The organism is Neisseria sp. P0009.S010 (assembly GCF_051958545.1).
GTDB lineage: Bacteria > Pseudomonadota > Gammaproteobacteria > Burkholderiales > Neisseriaceae > Neisseria > Neisseria subflava_A.
This window is the reverse complement of sequence record NZ_JBQCVH010000058.1, coordinates 1-241: the sequence shown is the minus strand read 5'-3', so window position 1 is coordinate 241 and position 241 is coordinate 1. Positions and strand designations below refer to the sequence as shown.

Sequence of the window (241 nt, the reverse complement as noted above, 5' to 3'; positions counted from 1 at the left end):
ACCCTGCTCAACCCGTTCCGCGTCACTCCCGAGCTAATGGCCGCTTCTGGCAACCCAAAAGTCAAATTCATGCACTGCCTGCCCGCCTTCCACAACCGTGAAACCACCGTAGGCGAATGGATCTACCAAAACTTCGGCCTCAACGGCGTGGAAGTGACCGAAAGCGTGTTTGAAAGCGAAGCCAGCATCGTATTCGACCAAGCCGAAAACCGCATGCACACCATCAAAGCCGTGTTGGTTG

At 55.2% G+C, this 241-nt stretch carries 1 pseudogene; it reads left to right on the top strand.

The features are described 5' to 3' along the window. Nucleotides 1-241, top strand: a pseudogene (locus ACTHSN_RS10895) (ornithine carbamoyltransferase); the annotation flags it as partial.